Source organism: Vulcanithermus mediatlanticus (assembly GCF_055385885.1).
Genome location: NZ_AP042385.1, coordinates 772,254 through 792,392, shown reverse-complemented (window position 1 = coordinate 792,392; position 20,139 = coordinate 772,254). Strand labels below are relative to the sequence as shown.

Below are 20,139 nucleotides of genomic sequence, written 5' to 3'. Positions count from 1 at the left end.
AAAGCACGGGTCAGGCTTCAAGCTCCTTAGAAAGGAGGTGATCCAGCCGCACCTTCCGGTACAGCTACCTTGTTACGACTTCGCCCCAGTCGTGAGCTCCACCCTAGGCGCCTGCCTTTGGGGCTCCCGGCGACTTCAGGTGGGGCCCACTCCCATGGCGTGACGGGCGGTGTGTACAAGGCCCGGGAACGTATTCACCGCGGCGTAGCTGATCCGCGATTACTAGCGATTCCGGCTTCATGGGGTCGAGTTGCAGACCCCAATCCGAACTGGGGGCAGGTTTAAGCGATTAGCTTCCCGTTGCCGGGTTGCGACGCGTTGTCCTGCCCATTGTAGCGCGTGTGTAGCCCAGGCCGTGAGGGCCATGCTGACCAGACGTCATCCCCGCCTTCCTCCCGCTTTCGCGGGCAGTCCCCTTAGAGTGCTCGGCTGATCCGTTAGCAACTAAGGGCGAGGGTTGCGCTCGTTGCGGGACTTAACCCAACATCTCACGACACGAGCTGACGACGGCCATGCAGCACCTGTGTCCGGGTTCCCCGAGGGGCACCCTCCTGTTTCCAGGAGGTTCCCGGCATGTCAAGGCCTGGTAAGGTTCTTCGCGTTGCTTCGAATTAAACCACACGCTCCACCGCTTGTGCGGGCCCCCGTCAATTCCTTTGAGTTTCAGCCTTGCGGCCGTACTTCCCAGGCGGGGTGCTTAACGCGTTAGCTACGGCGCCGAGCCGGGGCCCGACACCCAGCACCCAACGTTTAGGGCGTGGACTACCCGGGTATCTAATCCGGTTTGCTCCCCACGCTTTCGCGCCTCAGCGTCACGGGCCGACCAGGGAGCTGCCTTCGCCATTGGCGTTCTTCCCGGTATCTACGCATTTCACCGCTACTCCGGGAATTCCGCTCCCCTCTTCGGCCGTCGAGTGAGGCAGTATCCGATGCTGATCCACGGTTGAGCCGTGGGCTTTAACACCGGACTTGCCTTACCGCCTACGCGCCCTTTACGCCCAGTGAATCCGGGTAACGCTTGCACCCTCCGTATTACCGCGGCTGCTGGCACGGAGTTAGCCGGTGCTATTAGCGGGGTACCGTCGGAGGTCGTCCCCCGTTCAGCGGTTTACACCCCGAGGGGCTTCTTCCCGCAAGCAGCGTCGCTCCGTCAGGCTTTCGCCCATTGCGGAAGATTCCTAACTGCTGCCTCCCGTAGGAGTGGGGCCCGTGTCTCAGTGCCCCTGTGGCCGGCCATCCTCTCAGACCGGCTACCCGTCGTCGGCTTGGTAGGCCGTTACCCTACCAACGACCTGATGGGGCGCGGGCCCATCCGGAAGCGCCCGAGGGCTTTAGACACATCCCAGGGGATGGGTCCACATGGGGGATTAGCCCGAGTTTCCCCGGGTTGTCCCCCACTTCCGGGCAGGTCACCCACGTGTTACTCACCCGTTCGCCGCTAGGGATGGAGGCAACCGAAGTTACGACCATCCCTCGCACGACTTGCATGTCTTAGGCACGCTGCCAGCGTTCACCCTGAGCCAGGATCAAACTCTCCAGATCAGAGGAACTTCCCAGTGGGAAGTAAGTTTCATGGTCTTCTACCTGACCCGTGCTTTCAAGGTCCGCCGCCCCCATGGGGCAAAGGCAAATTTACCAAATGGGGCAGGCTTTGTCAAGCAGCCCTGGCTGCGCTCTTTGCTCCTTGTCTCCCAGCTCCGTACACTGGGCCTATGTCCAAGCGGGTTGCGCTGATTACCGGCGCCAACCGCGGCATTGGGTTTGCCGCGGCCGGGGCGCTCTTGCAGTTGGGGTTTGAGGTGATCGTCGCCGGGCGCGACCCGGCGTCGGTCGAGGCTTCGGCTGGAAGGCTCGGGGCCGTTCCGCTGACGGTCGATGTCACCGAAGATGCGGAGGTCGAGCGGGCCCGGGCTTTCGTGGAGGAAAACTTTGGCCGCCTCGACGTCTTGATCAACAACGCCGGGGTCCTGCTCGATCGGGAGGCGCGAGGGCTCGAGGTCCCGCTCGAGACGGTGGAGGCGACGTTCCGGGTCAACGTGTACGGCGCGCTGCGGATGAGCCAGGCCTTCGCCCCCATGATGGTGCGCCAGCGCTATGGCCGCATCGTGAACGTTTCCTCGGTCATGGGGTCTCTGGCCGGTGCAGGACCAGGCTACCTCGCCTACCGCAGTTCGAAGGCGGCGCTCAACATGGTGACCCGGGTGCTGGCCGCCGAGCTCGCGGGCACCGGCGTTCTGGTCAACGCCGTGCATCCCGGCTGGGTGCGCACCCGGATGGGCGGCGAATCGGCGCCGCTTGCGCCCGAGGAGGGCGCCCGGGCCCTGGTGTGGGCGGCCACGCTTCCCGACGATGGCCCCACCGGTGGCTTTTTCGAGGGTGAGGGGAAGGCGATTCCCTGGTAGCGGCCCCGATGCCAATGGCGAAGGCGCCAATCTCGCATCGGAGAGCTCACGGGCGCGTGCTCAGTCGCCGCTCGGGGCTTCGGGCTTCGAACGCCCCGCCTTCCACTCCAGCCCGGCCCAGATGAATTCGTCCAGGTCGCCCTCCAGGACGCTTTCCGGGTCGTGCCGCATCAGACCGGTGCGGTGGTCCTTGATGTATTGCTTGTCCAGCACGTAGCTCCGGATCTGGCTGCCCCACTCGATGGGCCGCGCTTCGCCCTTGAGTTTTTTGAGCTCTTCCTGGCGTTTTTTCTCTTCGAGCTCGTAGAGGCGCGCCCGGAGCACCCGCATGGCCAGTTCCTTGTTCTTGTGCTGGCTCCTCGTGGCCTGGCTGGTGACGGTGATGCCGGTGGGGAGGTGGACAATCCGGACCGCGCTGTCGGTGGTGTTCACGTGCTGGCCTCCGGCGCCCTGGCTGCGGAAGACGTCGATGCGGAGGTCTTCGGGTTTGATCTCGACCTCGACCTCGTCGTCGATCTCGGGCGTGACCTCGACCCCGGCGAAGCTGGTGTGGCGGCGCCCGGAGGCATCGAAAGGGCTCGGGCGCACCAGGCGGTGCACGCCGGCCTCGGCCGAAAGGAGCCCGTAGGCGTTTTCCCCCTTGACGATCATCTGGGCGTAGTCGATGCCCGCTTCTGGCCCCGGGACCACGTCGACCACCTCGAGGTCAAACCCCTTCTTCTCCGCCCACTTGGTGTACATGCGGAAGAGCATCTGCGCCCAGTCCATCGCTTCCGTACCCCCGGCCCCCGGCTGGATGGTGAGGATGGCGTTCTTTTCGGCATGGGGGAAGTTGAGCAGGGTCTCGCGATAGAGGGCATCGAGCCTCTTTTCCGCCTCGGCGAATTCCCCCGCCAGCTCTTCCTCGGCCTCGGGGCCGAGTTCTTGCAAGAGTTCGGCCAGGCTCTTGAGGTCGGCCTCGAGGCCCCGGAAGTTCTCCACCACCTTTTTCAGTCGCGCCGCTTCCTGGGAAAGCCGCCTCGCCCGCTCGGCGTCCGACCAGAGCGAGGGGTCCTCGAGTTTGTGCTCGACTTCCTTTAAACGGGCTTCCTTTTGAGGGATGTCAAAGATACCCCCTGAGGGCGTCGAGGCGTTGGATGAGTTCGTTCACGCTCACAATGTACCATTGTACGTCACCCCGGCCCTGCTTTCAGGGCTCGGCCTCGGGTAATTTATGGGGCGTGGAGTCTTCACCGTGGATCGTGACCATTGACGGGCCGGGAGCTTCCGGAAAGTCCTCGACCGCGCGAGGCGTGGCCAGAGCGCTCGGCGTTCCCTACGTTTCCAGCGGCATGCTCTACCGAGCGGTGGCGCTTTTGGTCTTGCGCGAGGGAGTAGACCCCGAGGATGAGGCGGCCACGCTCGAGGTCCTCTCGCGACACCGCGTCGAGCTCATCCCCGGTCTTTCGGGGGACCGGATCCTCATCGACGGCGACGACGTGACCGAGGCGCTGCACACCGCCGAGGTGGACCGGGTGGTGAGCCCCGTGGCCAAGCACCCGCGCGTTCGGGCCTGGGTGAATCAGCGCCTCCGCGAGATGCCACCGCCGTTCGTGGTCGACGGTCGGGACATGGGACGGGTGGTCTTTCCCGAAGCGCCCTTTAAGTTTTTTTTGCGGGCGAGCCTCGAGGTCAGGGCCCTGCGGCGGGCCAGGGAACGGGGCGAGGATCCGAAAAAGATCGAGGCCGAGCTCCGCGCCCGCGATCACAGGGACCAGGCACAGACCGAGCCGGCGCCGGACGCGGTGCTGATCGATACCAGCCACATGAGCCTGGAAGAGGTCGTGGCCCGGGTGGTCGAGGCGGTGAAGCGGCGGGCGGCCGAGCTGGGGTTAGGGCAGACCTGACCGCAAAAAGGGGTTGGTTCTGGCTTCGTTCTCCAGCGTCGTTTCCGGGCCGTGGCCCGGGTGGACGGTGGTTTTCGGAGGCAGGGTGAGGAGGCGCTGCAACGAGTTCCAAAGCGCTTCCCGGTCGGAGTTTGGGAAATCGTAGCGCCCCACGGCCCCTTTGAAGAGCACGTCGCCGGAAAAGAGGCGTTGGTGCTCGGGGGAGAAGAAGGCCACGTGCCCCGGACTGTGGCCAGGGACGTGGAGGACCCGGAACTTGGGGCCGAATTCGAGCACGTCGCCGTCCTCGAAAAAGCCTTCCGGTGGCGGGGGCTTCGGCACCGTGAGCCCCCACCCGGCCGCGATTTCGGGGGCGTGCTCGTAGAGGGGGAGGTCGAGGGCGTGGAGGTAAATCGGGATCCCATGGGCCTTGGCTAGGTGGGCCACGGCGCCGACGTGGTCGAAGTGGGCGTGGGTGAGGAGGATCGCCTGGGGGTTGAGACCCGCCGCCTCGAGGGCGGCCTCGATACGCTCGGGTTCGTCGCCGGGGTCGATGAGGACCCCGCGCTCTTTTTCCCAGACCACGTAGGTGTTCTCCGCCAGCGGGCCGACGGTGAGCCTCTGGAGTTCCATGACTCCAGTTTATCGGGTTGAGGATACTTGACATGAGTAGAGTCAGATCCTATGATTGGATATGGAGAGATTGAAGGGAGGTGAGGTTGATGCTGGCGAGGCGCGAGATTCGTCCTGGCGCGGAGATTACCCCGTTTAGGACCTGGGGGCCGATGTCGCTGATGGAGGAGATGGACCGGCTCTTTAGCGAAGCCTTTGGCGACCTGACCCGTCCGGCGCGGATCTCGACCGCGGTGGCACCGGCCGACCTCTACGAGACCGACGAGGCGTTGGTGCTCGAGATGTGGGTTCCCGGACTCGGTGCCGACGAGATCGACATCAGCCTCGAGGGCAACAAGCTCACCATCCGCGGTGAGGTGAAGCCGGTCGCCGACGACAAGGTCCGCCGCTACTACCTCCAGGAGATGCCCCACGGCTCGTTCGTCCGCTCGTTCACCCTGCCGGTCGAGATCGACGCCGAGAAGGTGAAGGCGGAGTTCAAAAACGGCATCCTGCGGCTCGTGCTCCCCAAGGTCGAAGCGGCCCGCGCCAAGCGGATCCCGGTGGAAGTGGTGCAGTGAACGGCGCTGATTGAGGCCAGCGCCGGGGCCTTTTGGCCCCGGCTTTGTACACTGGGGGCGTGGATATCCGGCTCGATCGGCTCTTGGCTTCCCAGGGGTATGGGAGCCGGAAGCAGGTCAAACGGCTGGTGAAGGCGGGGCGGGTCCGAATCGGGGACCGGCCTGCCCGTGACCCGGGTGAGAAGATCGACCCGCGACGGGTGGCCATTTACGTCGACGACGCCTTGGTGGCGTACCGCCAGCACCTTCACCTGGCGCTCTATAAGCCCCCCGGCGTCCTGAGCGCGACGGCCGATGCCAGCGACCCGGTGGTGCTCGACCTCGTGCCGGAGGCGCTCTATCGTCGGGGGCTCGGCCTTGCCGGGCGTTTGGATAAGGACGCCGAGGGGTTGGTTTTGCTGACCACCGATGGCCAGCTCGCGCACCGGCTGACGCACCCGCGCTGGAAGGTGGAAAAGGAGTACCTGGTGTGGACCGAGGTTCCCACCGGTGAGGCCGACGTGGCCGCCTTCGCGGCGGGGGTCGCCGGCTTTTCGCCGGCAAAGCTCGAGGTCCTCGAGGGCGGCCGGGCGCGGGTCATCGTGCGCGAGGGGAAATACCACCAGGTCAAGCGCATGTTCGCGGCGGTCGGCAAACCGGTCCGGCGCCTGGTGCGGGTGCGGATCGGGCCGGTCCAGCTGGATGGGCTTAAGGTGGGGGAGAGTCGCATGCTCGACGACGCCGAGGTCGCGCGCCTCTACCGCGCGGTGTCGCTGGAGGTGGGCTAAATGGGCGTCCCGGGATCGCGGCCGGTCGAGGTCGGTCAGGTCCAGACCCCCCTGGGCCCCTTCTACGTCGTCTGGGCCGGCGCGGTGGTCCAAAGCGGCTTCGGCCCTGCGCCCGAAGGCCAGGAAGGGCCCGGGGTGCGGCGGGTGCTGCGGGCGGTGGAGGATTTCTTTGCCGGCGGGACTTTCCCCCGGGTTGAGGTCCGTTACTCTGGCACGGCGTTCGAAAACGCGGTCTGGGAAGCGCTCTTCCAAACCGCGCCCGGCGATCGTCTGAGCTACGCCGAGCTCGCAGCGCGGATCGGCCGGCCGGGGGCGGTTCGGGCGGTGGGGCGCGCCGTAGGCAAAAACCCCGTTCCTCTTTTCGTCCCCTGCCACCGCGTGGTGCCCAAAGATGGTCGCCTCGGGCACTACGGTCTTGGCGATTGGCGGAAGGCGGCCTTAATCCTCCTCGAGGCCGGGAAGGCGGACCTCGAAGGCCGTATCCCCGGGCTGCGAGCGTACCCCGATCTCGCCGCCGTGCGCCTCGACGATCTGCTTGGCGATGGCCAGGCCTAGGCCGCGGCGACCGGTCTTCCCCTTGACGTAGCGGTCGAAGATCTTCTCCAGGAGTTCTTCCGGAATCCCCGGGCCGCTGTCGCGGACCCAAAGGCGCGCTTCGCCCGTCCCGGCGCGAACGCCGACTTCGACCCCGCTGGCCCCTGCGGCGCGGACGGCGTTGGCCAGGAGGTTGCGCACCAGCTGCAAGAGCCGGTCGGGATCGCCGAGTGTCTCCACCGCCTCCTGGGGGAGGTCGACGCGGACCCCGGGGTGTTCGGCGGCGGCCTCCCGCACCAGGTCACGGAGGTCGACGATGTGGGGGTCGAGGTCACGCTCGGGCTCGCCCCGGGCGAGCGCCAGGAGGTCGGCGGTGAGCCGGGCCAGGTGGCGGGTGGTGCGTTTGGCGCTTTCCAGGTCGCCGCGTTCCAGCTGGGCGGTGAGGACCGCGAGCGGGGTATTGAGTTCGTGGGCGACTTCGTTGAGGAAGTCGCGTTCCTTGGCCTTGGCCGCTTTGAGCTCGCCGAGGAGGTGGTTGAAGTGGTGCACGATGAGCGCCAGCTCGTCGTCGGGGCCGTCGTAGGTGATGGGGGCGAGATCGTCGGCCTTGCGGTCGGCCACCTCGCGGGCGGCCGCCACCAGGGGACCGGTAATGCGCCGGGAGAGGCCGTAGATCGCCGCCAGCCCCAGCACCAGCCCGGCCAGGAAGAAGAGCGACAAGGCCTTGGCGGTTTGGTAGGCCAGGGCTTTGATGAACCCCGTTCCCTGGATGACGGCGATGACCCCGACCCCGGCGTCGGCGTAAGCAGCCGTGAACTCGGTGGCTTCGTAGATCCTGGGGGTTGGGCCGGCACCGGTGAGGACCTCGGCCGGCAGGACAAACGGCGGGTCTTCGGGGATCACGGCCTTGCCGCTGTAGTCGTAGAGCACGATGCTGGCTCCGCCGGTGGCCGCCACCTGGCCGAGCTCGCCCTGCCGGTAAAAGGCCGCCACCCGGGCCACGTCGCTGATGAGGAGGACCTCGAGGCGGGACTTGAGCCCCTTTTCGACGGTCAGGTACCCCGCGGCTGCCCCGGCGAGCCAGAAGATGGACCACAAGAGGCCGAAGTTCAAGAGCAGCCGGGTCGCGAATCGTTTCGGGCGCCGGCTGGCCATCGCGTTCACCGGGGCTTGGAGAGGGCGTAGCCGACGCCGCGCACGGTTCTGAGATAGCCGGTGGCGCCGGCGTCGATGAGCTTGGCCCTGAGTTTCGCCACGTGGACGTCGATGGTGTTGGATTTCGGAGTGTGCGTGCCCCACAGGGCTTCGGCGATTTCCCGGCGCGAGAACACCCGGCCCGGTCGGGTGGCGAGGAGGGCGGCGATCTCGAACTCGCGGGGCGAGAGGTCGAGGGGCTGACCCTGAAAGCACGCGAGTTTTTTGACCCGGTCGAGCTCGAGCTCACCGACCCTGACCTTTCGCCCGCTTTCCGCCCGGCGCAAGATGGCCTCGAGGCGGGCCAGGAGCTCGGCGAAGTAGAAGGGTTTGGTGAGGTAGTCGTCGGCGCCTTCTCGGAGGACGGCGACCTTGCGTCCGACCTCGTGGGCCGCGGTCAGGATGAGCACCGCCGCCTCCGACGTGGCCCGCACCCGGCGCAGGATTTCTTCCCCCTCGAGGTCGGGCAGGCCGAGGTCGAGGACGATGGCGTCGGGTTCGTCCTCCCGGATCATGGTGAGCCCGGCGACGCCGGTCTGGGCCCAGCGCACCCGGTAACCGGCGTTTTGGAGTTCTTGGCTGAGGAGCGGACCGAGTTCAGGGTCGTCTTCGATCACCAGGACGCGGTGCGACACGGCGTTCCTCCAGTCTTCTGAGCCTCGGTGGGGGTTCGGTTTCGATTTTGAGCCGGTAGACCTCTTTGAGGAGTTTCCTGAGCGAAACCCGCCGCTCCCTCAAAAAGAGCACCACGTCTCCGCGCTCGGTACGTCCTTCGAAGACGTAGATGCGCCGCCCGACCCGGATCAAGACCCGAACCGGGCGGCCCGGTGGCAGGAGGCGGGGTTTGTGGAGCGGCCACAGGGTTCGCTCTTCGACCCGCCACAGCATGTACACGGCGCGGAGGTTGGGCGAGACGACGCGGATCTCGGCGCCGGTCGGCAGCGTCGGCAGCCCGGGGAGGGGAATGAGGAGCAGGGCGAGGCCGATCCAAAAGCCCATCACCCATAGTATGGCGCCTTGTGCCGGCGGGGAAGTTGAGGTTTGGGTGAACCCGCTTTAAGGGTGCCCGGGCCGGGGCTTCAATCCAGCATGGCCACGATTTTTTCCGCCGCCGCCTTCAGCACTTCGGGCGGTTGGACCAGCGCGATGCGCAGATATCCCCGCCCCCCGGGCCCGAACCCCTGTCCCGGGGCCACGGCCACCCCGGTGGTCTCGATCAACCTCAGGGCGAAGGTCACGTCGTCGGTGCCGCTGGGTAGGGGCATCCACACGTAGAGGCTGGCCTTGGGCGAGGGCACCGGCACCCCGGCACTTTGCAGCGTCTTTACCAGCGCGTCCCGGCGCTGGCGGAACTTGGCCACGTCCTCGCGGATTCGGGAAAGCGGGAGCGAGAGGGCCTTGATGCCCATCCTGAGGATGCCGGCGTACTGGTTGAAGTCGATCGGGGCCTTGATCCGCTCAAGCGCGGCGATGGCCTCGGCGTTGCCCAGGGCGAATCCCAGCCGGACGCCGCCGAGGTGATAGGACTTGGAGAACGAGAAGAGCTCGACCGTGCGGGCTTTGGCCCCTTCGATCGAGAGGAGGGGCAGGGCCTCGCCCTCGAAGATGAAGTCGACGTAGGGGTTGTCGTGGACGAGCAAAAGGTCGTGGGCTTCGGCGAAGGCCAGCGCCCGTTCGAAGTAGCCGCGGTCGGCGGTGGCGGCGGTGGGGTTGTTGGGGAAGTTGAGCAGCAAGACCCGCGCCCGGCGCAGCACCTCGGAGGGGATGGCCTCGAGCAAGGGCCGGAAGGCCTGGTCCAGCGGCACCGGGAACGGTTCCAGGCCGGCGACCCGCGCCGCACCCCAGTAGCTCGGGTAGCTGACCTCGGGCAGGAGCAGCACCTCGCCCGGGTCGGCCACCGCCATGAGCAGGTGGGCGAGGCCCTCCTGGGTTCCGATGAGCGTCAGGGCCTCGGTGTCGGGGTCGAAGCTCGTCCCGAAGCGATCGGCGAACCAGCGGGTGGCGGCCTCGAGGAAGGGCCGGGTGCACCCTTTGAGGCAGTAGCCGTAGGTCTTGGGGTCGAGGGCGGCCTCGGCCAGGGCGGCCATCACCTCTCTGGGCGGCGGGAGGTCGGACGAGCCGATCGAAAGGTCGATGACCTCACCGCCCTGGCGGCGCCGTTGGGACTTGGCCCGGTCCATGACCAAAAAAACCGAGTCCGGCACCGAGGCCGCCCGTTTGGAGGTGAAGCTAGGCATGGCGGTGCCCCCCCTTCTCGCTGCGACCGCTGATGATCTCCACCGCGTGGGGAAGGACCGGCAAAATCGCCGCCAGCGAGTCGGCGGCGGCCTTGGGGCTCCCAGGGAGGTTCACGATCAGGGTGCGGCCCCGAACCCCGGCCACGCCGCGCGAGAGCGCGGCCAGGGGGGTTTGTTTGAGGCCGGCGAGCCGCATCAGCTCGGCGATGCCCGGCGCTTCCTTTTCCAGGACCTCGCGCGTCGCCTCCGGGGTGTGATCGCGGGGGGAGAGGCCGGTGCCGCCGTTGGTGAGGATGAGGTCCAGCCCCTCGCGGTCGGCCCACAGCCTGAGCACGCGCCGGATCTGCGGCGGTTCGTCGGGGATGACCATGTAGGCCTCGACCCGGTAGATCTCGGGGTCGAGGCGTTCGCGCAGCGCGAGGTGGGTTTGATCCTCGCGCTCGCCGGATGCGCTGCGGTCGGACACGGTGAGGATGCCTACCCGGATCATGGCTCTATTCTCCCAGTTTTTCCTTCAGGTAACGCTCGAGGTGAATCAGCCGCTCGGCGATGGCCTCGATCGCCAGGCGGAGCCGCCGGATTTCCGGGTCGTTGCCGCCCTCGTCGCCCCTGGAATCTGGGTCTTCGACCCGGGTTTGCCGCTTGGCCAGCCAGGCGAGTCCGTTCCAGAGGAATTCCAGCCGGACGCCGGCCTCCGACACCTCGGCGGTCAGGCGGCGTGTTGAGGGTTCGAAAGAGAGGTGGACGCCGGGGAAAGGGATGATCGGGCCGGAGGTGAAGTCTTCCGGGGTGAGGCCGGGGTACTGGTCGTCGCCGTTGATGTACCCCTCCACCCGCTTGAGCAAAGCCTCGGTGTCGCTCGGGTGCATGCTCCTTCATATTATGAGCCCGCCGTGGCGTTTCGCCACGGCGGGAACCCCTGGAGCACGCGTGTGGCCGGGAGTCGGCCTACTTCTTCGCCGGTGGCGCTTCCTGGGCCGGAGTTTCGCCGTTTTGCGGCTGGGTTTCGCTCGGCGCCGGTGAGGACTCGGTGGTCTTGGGCGTGAGCTCGGCCAGGACCTCGAGGAGCGTGTTTTCGATCTTGGCCTTCTTGCGCAGCTCGTCGATCCAGGCCTGGGCCGCCTTGGCCCGTTTTTCCGCCAGCGCCAGCGCCTCGGCCTCGGATCGGACCTCGGCGTAGGGGCGAAGTTTCTCGGGGGTGAAGGCGTGGATGACGACCACCTCGAAGTCTTCCTTGTCGAGCTTGATCACGTCGGTGACCTGGAGGCTCCCCGCCTTGGCCTTGGGGGCCTTGCCGAAGACCACGCTCGAGACGGCGGGGGCCAGCTTGTCCGAGGTCACCTCGCCGAAATCGTTGTATTCACCCTTGAGCGATTTGGCAAGCGTGGCCGGGTCCTTGCCCTCGAGGAGGCCCTGGCGGAAGGCTTTGGCCGAGGCCTCGTCCTTGAATTTGGCGATGGAAACCGTGGCCTTGGCCGGGATGGTGAAGCGGATCTTGTTGTCGTCGTAGTACTTCCTGACCTCTTCCTCGCTGACCGTGATGTCCTTGGTCTTCCAAAGCTGGACGTCGTTGGCGATCTCGCCCTTGGGGCCCACGAACGGCTGGCCGAGCTTTTGGGCTTCCTGGTAGAGGAGTTCGGTCGAGATCATCTTTTCCAGCGTCGCCGGGAAGAAGAACTGGACCGCGAGTTGCCCCAGGCCCTGCTGGATGAGCTGGGGGACCTGAGGGTTAGAGAAGACCTGCTGCGCCAGCTGGGCTAGGGTGATCTCGGTTCCGTTGACCCGGGCGACGATGGGGTTTTTGTACTCGTAGGGGGTGTTTTCCGCGAACTTGACCTGGGCCGCCTTGCGCACCTTCTCCATGTAGGTTTCGATGGCCCCCTGCTGCTTGAGCTTTAAGGCGTCCTGCTTGACCTTCTCGGCGACCTCTTCGTATTTGACGTTGCCGCCGGGGAGGAACTTCTCCACCTTCACGATGTAGTAGCGCCCGCCCGCCTCGATGATGGGGGTGAGGCCGCCGGATTTGAGGCCGAAGACCTCGCTCGCCACCTGCTCGGGGAAGACCAGGCGCGTCACCGGGCCTGGCTCGGTGGAGTTGGGGGCGGCGCCCAGGGCGCCACCCTGATCGGCCCCGATCTTGGAGTACTGCTTGGCGAGCGCGGCGAAGTCCGCCCCGGCCTTGAGCTCGCCCAGGATCTTCTCGGCCAGGGCCCGGTCGTCGACCACGATCTGCCGTGCCAGCACCTTATCTTCGGGGGCGTAGTTGGATTTGTGGAGCTCGAAGTAGAGCCGGGCCTCCTCGTCGCTCAGGCTGACCTTCTTGCTGATCTGGTCGATCCGCTTTTGGATCTGGAGCTGGCGCCGGATCTCGGCCCGCAGCAACGAATCGGTGTAGCCGATCTGCTCCAGGAAGCGGGAGTAGGCCTTGCGATCGGTCAGGCCGAACTGCTCCTTGATGCGTTCGATCTCTTTGCGCACCTCGGCGTTGCTGACCCGGAGCCGGCTGGCGTCCTGCGACAGCGCTTCAAAGAGAATGACCCGTTCCAGGAAGTAGGTGTCGATCAGCGGCTTTAAGGCCCCCTCGGGATTGAGGGCAAAGAGCGGATCGGTTTGCTGCAGCCTGGCGAGATCGATCTCGTAGATGGGCTGACCGTTGACCCAGACCACCGGCCGCCCCTTGCTTTGCTGCTGGCCCTGGGGGGTGAAGAGCAAAATGGTCCCCAGCGCAAAGCTGATGGCCAGGATTCCGAAGATGATGGTGATGGCACGTCGGCTTACTTTCACTTGACGACCTCCTTATCGCCTTGATAGATTAGCGGATGCTGAGTGCGCCCGTAGCTCAGCTGGATAGAGCGTCGGCCTCCGGAGCCGAAGGTCAGAGGTTCGAGTCCTCTCGGGCGCGCCACTTCTTTTTTTATAGACGGTTTCATTAAGCTCCGGATGAACCCTTTCCTCACCGCGCGAGAAGTTTAGCACATTCGCAGCGAATCGCGTTCATTCTATCGCGGCGGGGGCGGGGTAGAATGGGGCGATGATTAAGCGAATTCTCCTCGCGACCGACGGTTCGCTCCCTTCAAAGAGCGCCGAGGCCTTCGCCCTCGACCTCGCGGGCCGGTTAGAGGCCGATCTGGCCGGTCTTTTCGTCAAAGACATGCGGCTCGTTCGTTATCCCGAGATCCTCGATTTTGGCGCCGTGAGCGTGCCCATGCCCACCTACCACGAGGCCATAGATCGGGCCCTCGAGGCCCGGGCCCAGGACGTGCTCCGGCGGGTGGCCGAAAGCGCGGCGAAGGAGGGCGTGAGCTTCGAAGCGCTCCTCCGAACCGGCGTCCCCTACGAGGTGATCGTGGCCGAAGCGAAGAAGGCTGACCTGGTGGTGCTCGGGCGCGCTGGCGAGCAGGAGGGCCACCTGGCGACCGGGCTCGGGAGCACGGTGGAGCGGGTGGCCCGAACCAGCGCCGTGCCGGTCTTCGTCGCCCCGCTGGGCTTTGAGCCCATGCGCCGGGTGCTCGTGGGCTACGACGGCTCCGACCTCGCCGCCCGTACGCTGCATTTCGTGGCCGACTTTATCGCCGCCCTGTCGCTCTCGCCGGTGGTGGTGAGCGTCGCCCCGGATCTCAAGCAGGCGTCGTTGCTCGCGGCCGAAGGGGCCGAGTACCTGCGCTCGCACGGGATTTCGGCCGATGCCAAGGCGCTCTCGGGGGATCCGGGGGAGGAACTCATCAGCTTCCAGGAGCCGAGCGATCTTCTGGCCATCGGTGCCTTTGGCCGGGGTCGGGTGGTGGAGTGGCTGCTCGGTTCGACCACCGAGTACGTGCTGCGCCACGCCGTGGGGCCGGTCCTCCTGGTGAGGTAGGCGGTGTATTTCTACGAGTTCCTCTTCGTCCGGAGCTCGCTCTTTTACCTTCTCTTCACCGGCGTTTTGGGGGTGGCCTTTTACCTCTGGCCCGCCAGCCGGGGTTACCTCCTTCCGGTCCACACCCACGCCGGGTTGGTGGGGTTTTTCCTCAACATGGTCTTCGGGGTGGCCTACTGGATGATGCCACGCCCGGGCCAGCTGCGCCAGGACGCGCTCGAGCGCCTGACCTACTGGAGTTTGAACCTGGGGCTTGGGCTCAGGATCGTTTTCGAACCCCTGTGGCTGCTCGATCCCGGGCGGAACCTTCGCGGGGTGCTGGTGCTCTCGGCCCTCTTGCAACTCCTGGCCATCGCCATCTTCGCCTACGCCATGCACCAGCGCGTGGTCACCGCCGACATGCTCCGGCGCTTGCGGCAGGCCCGCGAGTCCCGGAAGGATCGCCCGTAGGCCGCGTGTTGCCCCGGCAACGGAAAACGGCCGCGTCGCCTGGTCGAATGGTGGCCGGAGGTGAAGGTATGGCGAAGGTTTTGGTCTTGGTGCTCGCGGGCACCGAGAATCACGAGGGGCTCGGCCGGTTGGTGAACGCCCTGGAGGTGGCCAAAGAGCTCAAAGGGTCGGGGGACGAGGTCTCGATCATCTTCGACGGCGCGGGTACCGAGGGTCTTGCGAGTCTTTCCGATCCCAATCATCGGGCCCACGGCTTACTCAAGGCGGTCGAGGATCGAATCGCCGGCGCCTGCCAACACTGCGCCCGGGCCTTCGGGGTGGACGGCGCGCTCCGTCCTCTAGGCGTGCGCCTTCTCGGTGAGTTTGATGGGCACCCCAGCGTGCGGAAGTTTTTGGTCGAGGGGTATCAGGTGCTGAGTTTTTAGCCCGGAAGGGGGAGGGGTTTGTGGCTGAGGGGGTTGCCCCCTCAGCGCCCCACCCCGACGTCTACCGCTTGGTGACCGAGCGCTTTGGAGTCTCCCCCGAGGCGGTGGGGTTCGTCTCGTCGAACGCCTGGGACGCGCACGGGGCCGCGGGGTTTGGCTTTCGGGCCTTTTGGGTCAACCGCAAGGGAGCGCCGGCGGAAGCGCTGGGCGGGGATGTCGTCGAGGTCGGGAGTCTTTCGGCCCTGAGCCAGGAAATCCTTCCCGAGCTGGCCTAGGCCGGATCACCAACCCCCGCAGCACCCGCTGAAACGCCCTTTTGCCTGGCCGGCTGTGGCTTTGCAAGCGCAAAAGCATCCCGGGATCCCTCGTTAAAAAACGCTGCTGGATTCGACGAAGTAACTACTGTGGTATATACTGACTGAGGGGCCGGTTTGGAGTTCGAGTGGGACGAGGTCAACCTGGAGCACATCGCCCGCCACGGGGTCTCAGCTACAGAGGTGGAAGAGGCAGCAACTGACCCCCGCCGCCTGGGGGCGCCTGCCTATAATCTGAAGGGCGAGACCCGCTGGGCGCTGCTTGGGGCAACGGTAGCGGGGCGAATCCTATTCGTGGTTTTCACGAAACGGCAGAGACGGATTCGGGTGGTGACTGCGAGGGATGCGACCCCTAGGGAGAAGCGCCGGTACAGGAAGGGGTGAGTTATGGCGAGGAAAAAGCTTAAGGAGACCCAGGGCCCGGAGGAGATTCCAGCCTTCAAAAGCGAGGCTGAGGAGGCAGAATTCTGGGCAACCCACGGCCTTGGGAAAGCCTTCCTGGAACGCATGGGGCCGATTTCTGAGGAGGAACTTCCCCCGGTGAGGCCGCGCACCCGACCGGTGTCCATCCGCTTTGACGAAGACCTGCTCTGCCGACTCAAGGTTCTGGCCCGGAAGAAGGGCAAGGGTTACCAGACCCTGCTCAAAGAGTTCGTGCTGGAGAGGCTCTACGAGGAGGAGAAGCGGGAAGGGCTTTTGCCCTGAGCCCGAGCAGGAAACCTTCTCTTGATCCAGGAACAGACTCCGATCGAAGAAGTTCGGTGAACGACGTGTTGGACACCTAGGCTGGATTTTGCAGGTAGGCCCGGAGGGCGTCGCGTTTGAGCCGGTAGCGGCCCCGCGTGCCTTCGACGAGGCCTTTGGTCCGGAGTTCACCCAGGGCTTTGGTGACGGTCACGCGATTGGTTCCGGCCAGGGCCGCGAGGTCTTCCTGGCGAAGGTTGAGGTCGATCTCGCGCCAGCCCTGGCCCCGCTCGATTCCAAAACGGGCCTCGAGCCAGAGCAGGGCGCTGGCGATCCGGATGGTCGCCGGAGCGGCGGCGAGCTCCAGTTGCCGCTCGAGGTGGTCGAGGCGTTCCACCAGGACGTTGCAGAGGACCTCGACCACCTCCGGCACCTCCCGCATGACCCGTCGCATCTGATCGCGCCCGATGGGGCAGACGACGGTGGTTCCGAGGCATACCGCCTCGAGGCGGTGCCGGGCGTCGGGATCGAGGAAGCGGGTTCCCAGGAGATCACCGCGTCCGGCGATCCAAAGGATCCGCTCCCGGCCCCAGGCGTCCAGGCGCGAGAGCTTGACCTGGCCCTCGAGGACCACGAAGAGCCGGTCCACGGGATCCCCGGCGGAAAAGAGAACATGGCCCGCTTCCAGCGCCTTTGGCGGGCAGATGCCCTCGAGGCGCTCGCGGGCCTTGGGGGAGAGGCGCTCGATGAACCCGGGTCGGGCGAGGTAGCAGGCCATCCCCTGCCAGTTTAACTCTAAAATATGGTGTGCTCCAAATAGAGGAGTAGGGGGTCGCGGCGTGGGGGTTTCAGAGGCCGAGACGGTAGCCGATGGCGATCAGCAAGACCGTGGTCCAGCCCCAGAACATCTGCCCCCAGCCGATGGCGCGTGCTGGGATCGGGGGGCGCTTCAGCATCCTCATGGCGTAGGCCGAAAGCGCCCAGATGGCCCCGGCGCCGAGCCAGGGGAGTGCGCCCTGCCAGGCGCCAAGGAGCGCGAGAAGGCTCGCCAGCAGCCCGGTGGCCAGGACCGAGGGAAGGCTGGCCGTTTGGCCCCGGGCCCGGCGCACCTGGGCTCGGGCATAGCGGACCGCCACCAGCGAGCGGAGCGCGAGCAAGAACCAGCTCCCCCAGGCCCAGACCGGATCGCCCCCACCGGCGAGGACGATCGCGCTCGCCAGGGCGCCGGAGGCGAGCGCCCCGGCGAGCTCGGCGGCCAGGGTGCGGCTTTGCCCCCTGGCGTCCTGGGCCATCTGGTAGGCCACCAGCGGCAGGCTGAGAAAGAGCGGAATCAGAAAGGCATGCTCGCCCCAGAGGTAGGCCGCGAGCAGGCCGGCAAAGGCCAGGCCGGCATAGAGCGCCCCGACCTTGGCGGCGAGCGTCGTCCGCGGGTAGACGTGCCCGCGGCGGATGTCGTTCAGGGCCAGCTTGACCGGGTGCCGGGCGAGGAAGGCGAAGAGGCCGAGCAATCCTAGGGCGGCGCCCGGCCAGCTGGGGGCGAGGATCAGCCCGAGCAGGATGGGTTCCAGGGTAAAGCCCCAGCCGCCGTGTTCGACGGGCAGGGCCACGCTTTTCAGGGGAACGGAGGGTGCCTTGGTGCTCGCCATGCCAGAATTAAACCACAGCTTTGAGGTCGGAATTCAACGCGCTCAGCCGTCGCCCATGAGGAGGTTGAGGCCCCAGCCGACCAGCGAGAGCAAGAGGGCTCCGATGATGGCGGCGGTGAACCCCTGGACCTCGAGGGCCGTGCTCATGGCCACGAGCTCGAGGACCACCGCGTTGATCACCAGCGTGAACAGACCAAGGGTGAGGAGGTTGATGGGGAGGGTGAAGAGGAGGAGGAAGGGTTTGACCAGGGCGTTGACGAGGCCGAGGATCAGCCCCGCGACCAGATAGTCGGCGAAGTCGCTCCCGGGGGCAAAGGAAAGGCCGCCGTAGAGTTCGCTGACCACCCACAACGCGACCGTGTTCAAAAACCAGCGGAGGAAAAAACCGCGCATGGTTCCACTCTAAGGCCGATGGCCCGCTCTCGGGGTTCAAGGTATAAAAGGGTGGGGCCGGAGGGCCCCGTTTGGGTGGTGGCAAAGCGAATGCGCCTCTGTTTTTCCGAGATCGAGCTTCCCCTGGACCCCGCGGCCACGTTTGGCCGGGAGGGGCCGTTGGTGATGGAGATTGGGGCCGGGGACGGGCGCTTTCTGGTCGGGCTGGCCAAAACGGCGCCGCACTGGAACATTCTCGGGGTAGAGCGCTCGGCGGCGAGTGTGCAGCGGGCCTTGCGCAGGCTCAACCGGGAAGGGGTGACGCAGGTTCGCCTTTTTAAAGGCAGCGGCGATTTCGCGCTGAAAAACCTGGTGCCGCCGCGGTCCCTCGACGCCGTCTACGTCAACTTTCCCGACCCCTGGCCCAAAAAGCGCCATGCTCAGCGCCGGCTCCTCCAGGTGCCGTTTTTCCGCCTGCTCTCGACGCGGCTCGCCGAGGGCGGCCGGTTGTTGCTCACCACCGACCACCGGGAATACTTCGAGCAGGCCATCGAGGAAGCGAAAAAAAGCCGGTTGTTCGAGGTCGAAGTTACGCCCCCGCCGCCGCTGACCCTGACCACCAAGTACGCGACCAAGTGGCGTCAGGCGGGACGGACGTTCTACCATGCCGTTTTCAGCAAGGTTGCCGAGGATGCCACGACCTATCCGGTCATAGAGAGGTGGAAGGAGATGCCGCACGCGATCTTCGAGGGGCCGGTGCCGAGTGCGCTGCCCAACGAGAAGCGGGTCTTTGCTATTCCAGGTGGGCACGTGATCTTTCTCGAGTTTGCCCCCCGCCAGCCGGAAGGGTTTTACGCTTTCGTTCGGGTCGAGGAGGAGGCGCTGGTGCAGGAGATCGTGCTCGAGGTGCGGCCGAGCGGTAAAGGGGTCTACGCCGGACTCAAGCGGTTCGGCGATCCGCTGGTCACCCCGGGCGTGCGCCGGGCCACCGGCCACCTGGCCGACATGCTCAAGGCCCGGGGCCTGGTTGAAAGACAGGCCTCGTATTGAGACCAGCGGGCTGGCCTAAGGCTCCACCGGGCTGGTGAGCTTGGCCAGGGCCAGAAACTCCTCCAGCGTTCGCTCCGAGCCCACCCCGCGGGGGGTCCGGGTGTCGAGCCCGGCGCCCCAGGAGACCAGGGCCACCCCGTGGGGGCGCATCACTTGGTAGTAGATCTCTTTCAGCTCCTCCAGGCTTTCGAAGAAATGGTGCAGGTGCCCCAGTGCGAGGATATCGGCCTCGCCCCGGCGCATGCGTTCGATCAGGTCTTTTTTGACCGGCCGGTTGACGACGTCGGTTTCGATCAGCAAGTCCACGTGCTTTTTGCGGTGACCCTGCAGGTGGTCGAGGGTCATGTGGAGTTCTTCATTGGGGCCACCGCGTCCGAGATCTTTGTGGATGGTGTACGCCAGAACCTTGAGCATCTTTTGGCCTCCAACCCCATCTTACGAACCATTCGCGGGGACACTGGCCTTAGGGGGCAGGGTAGACCGGGAGCTCAAGGTGTTTGCCGCCCGAAAGCGAGAGCGCGCCGATCGTCGCCGCGGCCAGCGCCTCGGGTTTGATCCACTTTGAAGGGTCTGCCCCCGGCATCGCAGCCCGGTTGGCGGGGGTGTCGATCGCGCCCATGGGCACGAGCGCCAGCACGCGCACGGCAGGCTCTTCGGCGCCGATGCTGCGAAGGAGCGCCAGCACGCCGGCTTTGGCCGCGGCGTAGGCGCCGAGACCGGCCTGACCGCCCAGCCATCCTGCCGCCGCCGAGACGCCGACGAGAAAGCCCCTTCGCTCGGCCAGCGCGGGGAGGGCGGCCCGGGCCAGGTGGAAAAGGCCGCTCAGGTTGGCGGCGATCATCCGCTCGTAGAGTTCGGGCGAACTCTCGCGCACCGGGGCGCTGGCGAACGCCCCGGCCAGGTTCACCACCCCGTCGAGGGGATCGATTTGGGCAATGAGCGCCTCGGCGGCGCCGGGTTGGGCCAGGTCGGCGGCGATGCCCTGAAGGCCAAACTCTTGCGCTCGCTCGGCGAGCCGGTCCGCTTCGCGCCCGGTGAGGATGACCTCGGCCCCGGCCTCGAGGAACGCCCGGATGAACGCCGGGGCCACGTTGCCGGTCGCGCCGGCGATGAGCACCCTTTTGCCTTGCATGGAAGCCTCCCTTTTTTG

26 protein-coding genes, 1 tRNA gene and 1 rRNA gene are annotated in these 20,139 nt (G+C 66.2%); 13 read left to right on the top strand and 15 right to left on the bottom strand.

Annotated features, from left to right (window positions below; translation table 11 throughout):
- Positions 1-30: 30 nt before the first annotated feature.
- Positions 31-1,542: ribosomal RNA gene (locus tag ACZ5BT_RS05040) — 16S ribosomal RNA — on the bottom strand.
- Between the two features lie 170 nt (positions 1,543-1,712).
- On the opposite strand from ACZ5BT_RS05040, the gene ACZ5BT_RS05035 reads away from it, so the two are divergent.
- Entirely contained in the window at positions 1,713-2,402 is a 690-nt protein-coding gene (locus tag ACZ5BT_RS05035) for an SDR family oxidoreductase (RefSeq protein WP_464885521.1), read from the top strand.
- A 60-nt stretch (positions 2,403-2,462) separates the two neighbouring features.
- Here ACZ5BT_RS05035 and prfB read toward each other — a convergent pair.
- Positions 2,463-3,552, bottom strand: a protein-coding gene (prfB, locus tag ACZ5BT_RS05030) for a peptide chain release factor 2 (RefSeq protein WP_464885520.1) whose coding sequence is annotated in 2 segments (ribosomal slippage) — positions 2,463-3,506 and positions 3,508-3,552 — 1,089 coding nt in all. Because the reading frame shifts where the segments join, the coding sequence is not laid out codon by codon here.
- Between the two features lie 88 nt (positions 3,553-3,640).
- Here prfB and cmk point away from each other — a divergent pair.
- A complete protein-coding gene (gene cmk, locus ACZ5BT_RS05025; RefSeq protein WP_464885768.1) occupies positions 3,641-4,288 on the top strand; it encodes a (d)CMP kinase in 648 nt (215 codons plus the stop codon).
- Here the strand turns inward: cmk and ACZ5BT_RS05020 are convergent.
- Entirely contained in the window at positions 4,274-4,900 is a 627-nt protein-coding gene (locus ACZ5BT_RS05020) for an MBL fold metallo-hydrolase (protein ID WP_464885519.1), read from the bottom strand. The genes cmk and ACZ5BT_RS05020 overlap by 15 nt on opposite strands.
- 86 nt (positions 4,901-4,986) lie before the next feature.
- Between ACZ5BT_RS05020 and ACZ5BT_RS05015 the strand changes: the two genes are divergently transcribed.
- From ACZ5BT_RS05015 to ACZ5BT_RS05005, 3 genes are read left to right on the top strand one after another with little or no spacing between them, the layout of a single operon-like run.
- On the top strand, positions 4,987-5,460 hold the full coding sequence (locus ACZ5BT_RS05015; protein WP_464885767.1) for an Hsp20/alpha crystallin family protein: 474 nt from the start codon (positions 4,987-4,989) through the stop codon (positions 5,458-5,460).
- Between the two features lie 59 nt (positions 5,461-5,519).
- A complete protein-coding gene (locus tag ACZ5BT_RS05010) occupies positions 5,520-6,227 on the top strand; it encodes a pseudouridine synthase (protein WP_464885518.1) in 708 nt (235 codons plus the stop codon).
- Positions 6,228-6,782: a methylated-DNA--[protein]-cysteine S-methyltransferase gene (locus ACZ5BT_RS05005; RefSeq protein WP_464885517.1), complete on the top strand. Its 555-nt coding sequence runs from the start codon at positions 6,228-6,230 to the stop codon at positions 6,780-6,782.
- On the opposite strand, the gene ACZ5BT_RS05000 is transcribed toward ACZ5BT_RS05005, so the two are convergent.
- The 7 genes from ACZ5BT_RS05000 to ACZ5BT_RS04970 form a co-directional block, all read right to left on the bottom strand.
- Entirely contained in the window at positions 6,666-7,916 is a 1,251-nt protein-coding gene (locus ACZ5BT_RS05000; protein ID WP_464885516.1) for a sensor histidine kinase, read from the bottom strand. The two genes, ACZ5BT_RS05005 and ACZ5BT_RS05000, sit on opposite strands and share 117 nt — an antisense overlap.
- 5 nt (positions 7,917-7,921) lie before the next feature.
- Positions 7,922-8,590 carry a response regulator transcription factor gene (locus ACZ5BT_RS04995; protein ID WP_464885515.1) on the bottom strand — a complete coding sequence of 223 codons (669 nt, stop codon included), beginning with the start codon at positions 8,588-8,590 and terminating at the stop codon, positions 7,922-7,924.
- Entirely contained in the window at positions 8,553-8,954 is a 402-nt protein-coding gene (locus ACZ5BT_RS04990; RefSeq protein ID WP_464885514.1) for a hypothetical protein, read from the bottom strand. Before ACZ5BT_RS04990 ends, ACZ5BT_RS04995 begins: the two co-directional genes overlap by 38 nt.
- An 80-nt stretch (positions 8,955-9,034) precedes the next feature.
- Positions 9,035-10,192, bottom strand: coding sequence for an aminotransferase class I/II-fold pyridoxal phosphate-dependent enzyme (locus tag ACZ5BT_RS04985; protein ID WP_464885513.1), 1,158 nt, complete (start codon positions 10,190-10,192; stop codon positions 9,035-9,037).
- Positions 10,185-10,682 carry a MogA/MoaB family molybdenum cofactor biosynthesis protein gene (locus ACZ5BT_RS04980; RefSeq protein ID WP_464885512.1) on the bottom strand — a complete coding sequence of 166 codons (498 nt, stop codon included), beginning with the start codon at positions 10,680-10,682 and terminating at the stop codon, positions 10,185-10,187. Before ACZ5BT_RS04980 ends, ACZ5BT_RS04985 begins: the two co-directional genes overlap by 8 nt.
- A 4-nt stretch (positions 10,683-10,686) precedes the next feature.
- Complete coding sequence (locus ACZ5BT_RS04975; protein ID WP_464885511.1) at positions 10,687-11,061, bottom strand: hypothetical protein; 375 nt, start codon at positions 11,059-11,061, stop codon at positions 10,687-10,689.
- Positions 11,062-11,140: 79 nt separating this feature from the next.
- Positions 11,141-12,976: a peptidylprolyl isomerase gene (locus tag ACZ5BT_RS04970; protein WP_464885510.1), complete on the bottom strand. Its 1,836-nt coding sequence runs from the start codon at positions 12,974-12,976 to the stop codon at positions 11,141-11,143.
- 44 nt (positions 12,977-13,020) lie between these two features.
- On the opposite strand from ACZ5BT_RS04970, the gene ACZ5BT_RS04965 reads away from it, so the two are divergent.
- From ACZ5BT_RS04965 to ACZ5BT_RS04935, 7 genes are all read left to right on the top strand, one after another.
- A tRNA-Arg gene (locus ACZ5BT_RS04965) sits at positions 13,021-13,097 on the top strand.
- A gap of 126 nt (positions 13,098-13,223) precedes the next feature.
- The gene (locus ACZ5BT_RS04960; protein WP_464885509.1) at positions 13,224-14,048 is read left to right on the top strand and encodes a universal stress protein; all 825 of its coding nucleotides are present in this window, start codon (positions 13,224-13,226) and stop codon (positions 14,046-14,048) included.
- Between the two features lie 3 nt (positions 14,049-14,051).
- On the top strand, positions 14,052-14,498 hold the full coding sequence (locus tag ACZ5BT_RS04955) for a hypothetical protein (protein WP_464885508.1): 447 nt from the start codon (positions 14,052-14,054) through the stop codon (positions 14,496-14,498).
- 68 nt (positions 14,499-14,566) lie between these two features.
- The gene (locus ACZ5BT_RS04950) at positions 14,567-14,923 is read left to right on the top strand and encodes a DsrE family protein (protein ID WP_464885507.1); all 357 of its coding nucleotides are present in this window, start codon (positions 14,567-14,569) and stop codon (positions 14,921-14,923) included.
- Between the two features lie 20 nt (positions 14,924-14,943).
- Positions 14,944-15,198, top strand: a complete 255-nt coding sequence (locus ACZ5BT_RS04945) for a hypothetical protein (protein ID WP_464885506.1) — start codon at positions 14,944-14,946, stop codon at positions 15,196-15,198.
- A gap of 156 nt (positions 15,199-15,354) precedes the next feature.
- Positions 15,355-15,621 carry a BrnT family toxin gene (locus ACZ5BT_RS04940; protein WP_464885505.1) on the top strand — a complete coding sequence of 89 codons (267 nt, stop codon included), beginning with the start codon at positions 15,355-15,357 and terminating at the stop codon, positions 15,619-15,621.
- Between the two features lie 3 nt (positions 15,622-15,624).
- Complete coding sequence (locus tag ACZ5BT_RS04935) at positions 15,625-15,942, top strand: CopG family antitoxin (RefSeq protein WP_464885504.1); 318 nt, start codon at positions 15,625-15,627, stop codon at positions 15,940-15,942.
- Between the two features lie 76 nt (positions 15,943-16,018).
- Here the strand turns inward: ACZ5BT_RS04935 and ACZ5BT_RS04930 are convergent, their stop codons facing one another.
- From ACZ5BT_RS04930 to ACZ5BT_RS04920, 3 genes are all read right to left on the bottom strand, one after another.
- Complete coding sequence (locus ACZ5BT_RS04930; protein WP_464885503.1) at positions 16,019-16,699, bottom strand: Crp/Fnr family transcriptional regulator; 681 nt, start codon at positions 16,697-16,699, stop codon at positions 16,019-16,021.
- A 70-nt stretch (positions 16,700-16,769) separates the two neighbouring features.
- Positions 16,770-17,567 carry a YwiC-like family protein gene (locus ACZ5BT_RS04925; RefSeq protein WP_464885502.1) on the bottom strand — a complete coding sequence of 266 codons (798 nt, stop codon included), beginning with the start codon at positions 17,565-17,567 and terminating at the stop codon, positions 16,770-16,772.
- Positions 17,568-17,609: 42 nt separating this feature from the next.
- Complete coding sequence (locus ACZ5BT_RS04920) at positions 17,610-17,960, bottom strand: phage holin family protein (protein WP_464885501.1); 351 nt, start codon at positions 17,958-17,960, stop codon at positions 17,610-17,612.
- A gap of 90 nt (positions 17,961-18,050) precedes the next feature.
- Between ACZ5BT_RS04920 and trmB the strand changes: the two genes are divergently transcribed.
- Positions 18,051-18,989, top strand: coding sequence for a tRNA (guanosine(46)-N7)-methyltransferase TrmB (trmB, locus tag ACZ5BT_RS04915; RefSeq protein WP_464885500.1), 939 nt, complete (start codon positions 18,051-18,053; stop codon positions 18,987-18,989).
- Between the two features lie 15 nt (positions 18,990-19,004).
- Here the strand turns inward: trmB and ACZ5BT_RS04910 are convergent, their stop codons facing one another.
- Both ACZ5BT_RS04910 and ACZ5BT_RS04905 read right to left on the bottom strand, forming a co-directional pair.
- A complete protein-coding gene (locus ACZ5BT_RS04910; RefSeq protein ID WP_464885499.1) occupies positions 19,005-19,403 on the bottom strand; it encodes a hypothetical protein in 399 nt (132 codons plus the stop codon).
- A gap of 49 nt (positions 19,404-19,452) precedes the next feature.
- Complete coding sequence (locus tag ACZ5BT_RS04905; protein ID WP_464885498.1) at positions 19,453-20,121, bottom strand: SDR family NAD(P)-dependent oxidoreductase; 669 nt, start codon at positions 20,119-20,121, stop codon at positions 19,453-19,455.
- Between the last annotated feature and the right edge of the window lie 18 nt (positions 20,122-20,139).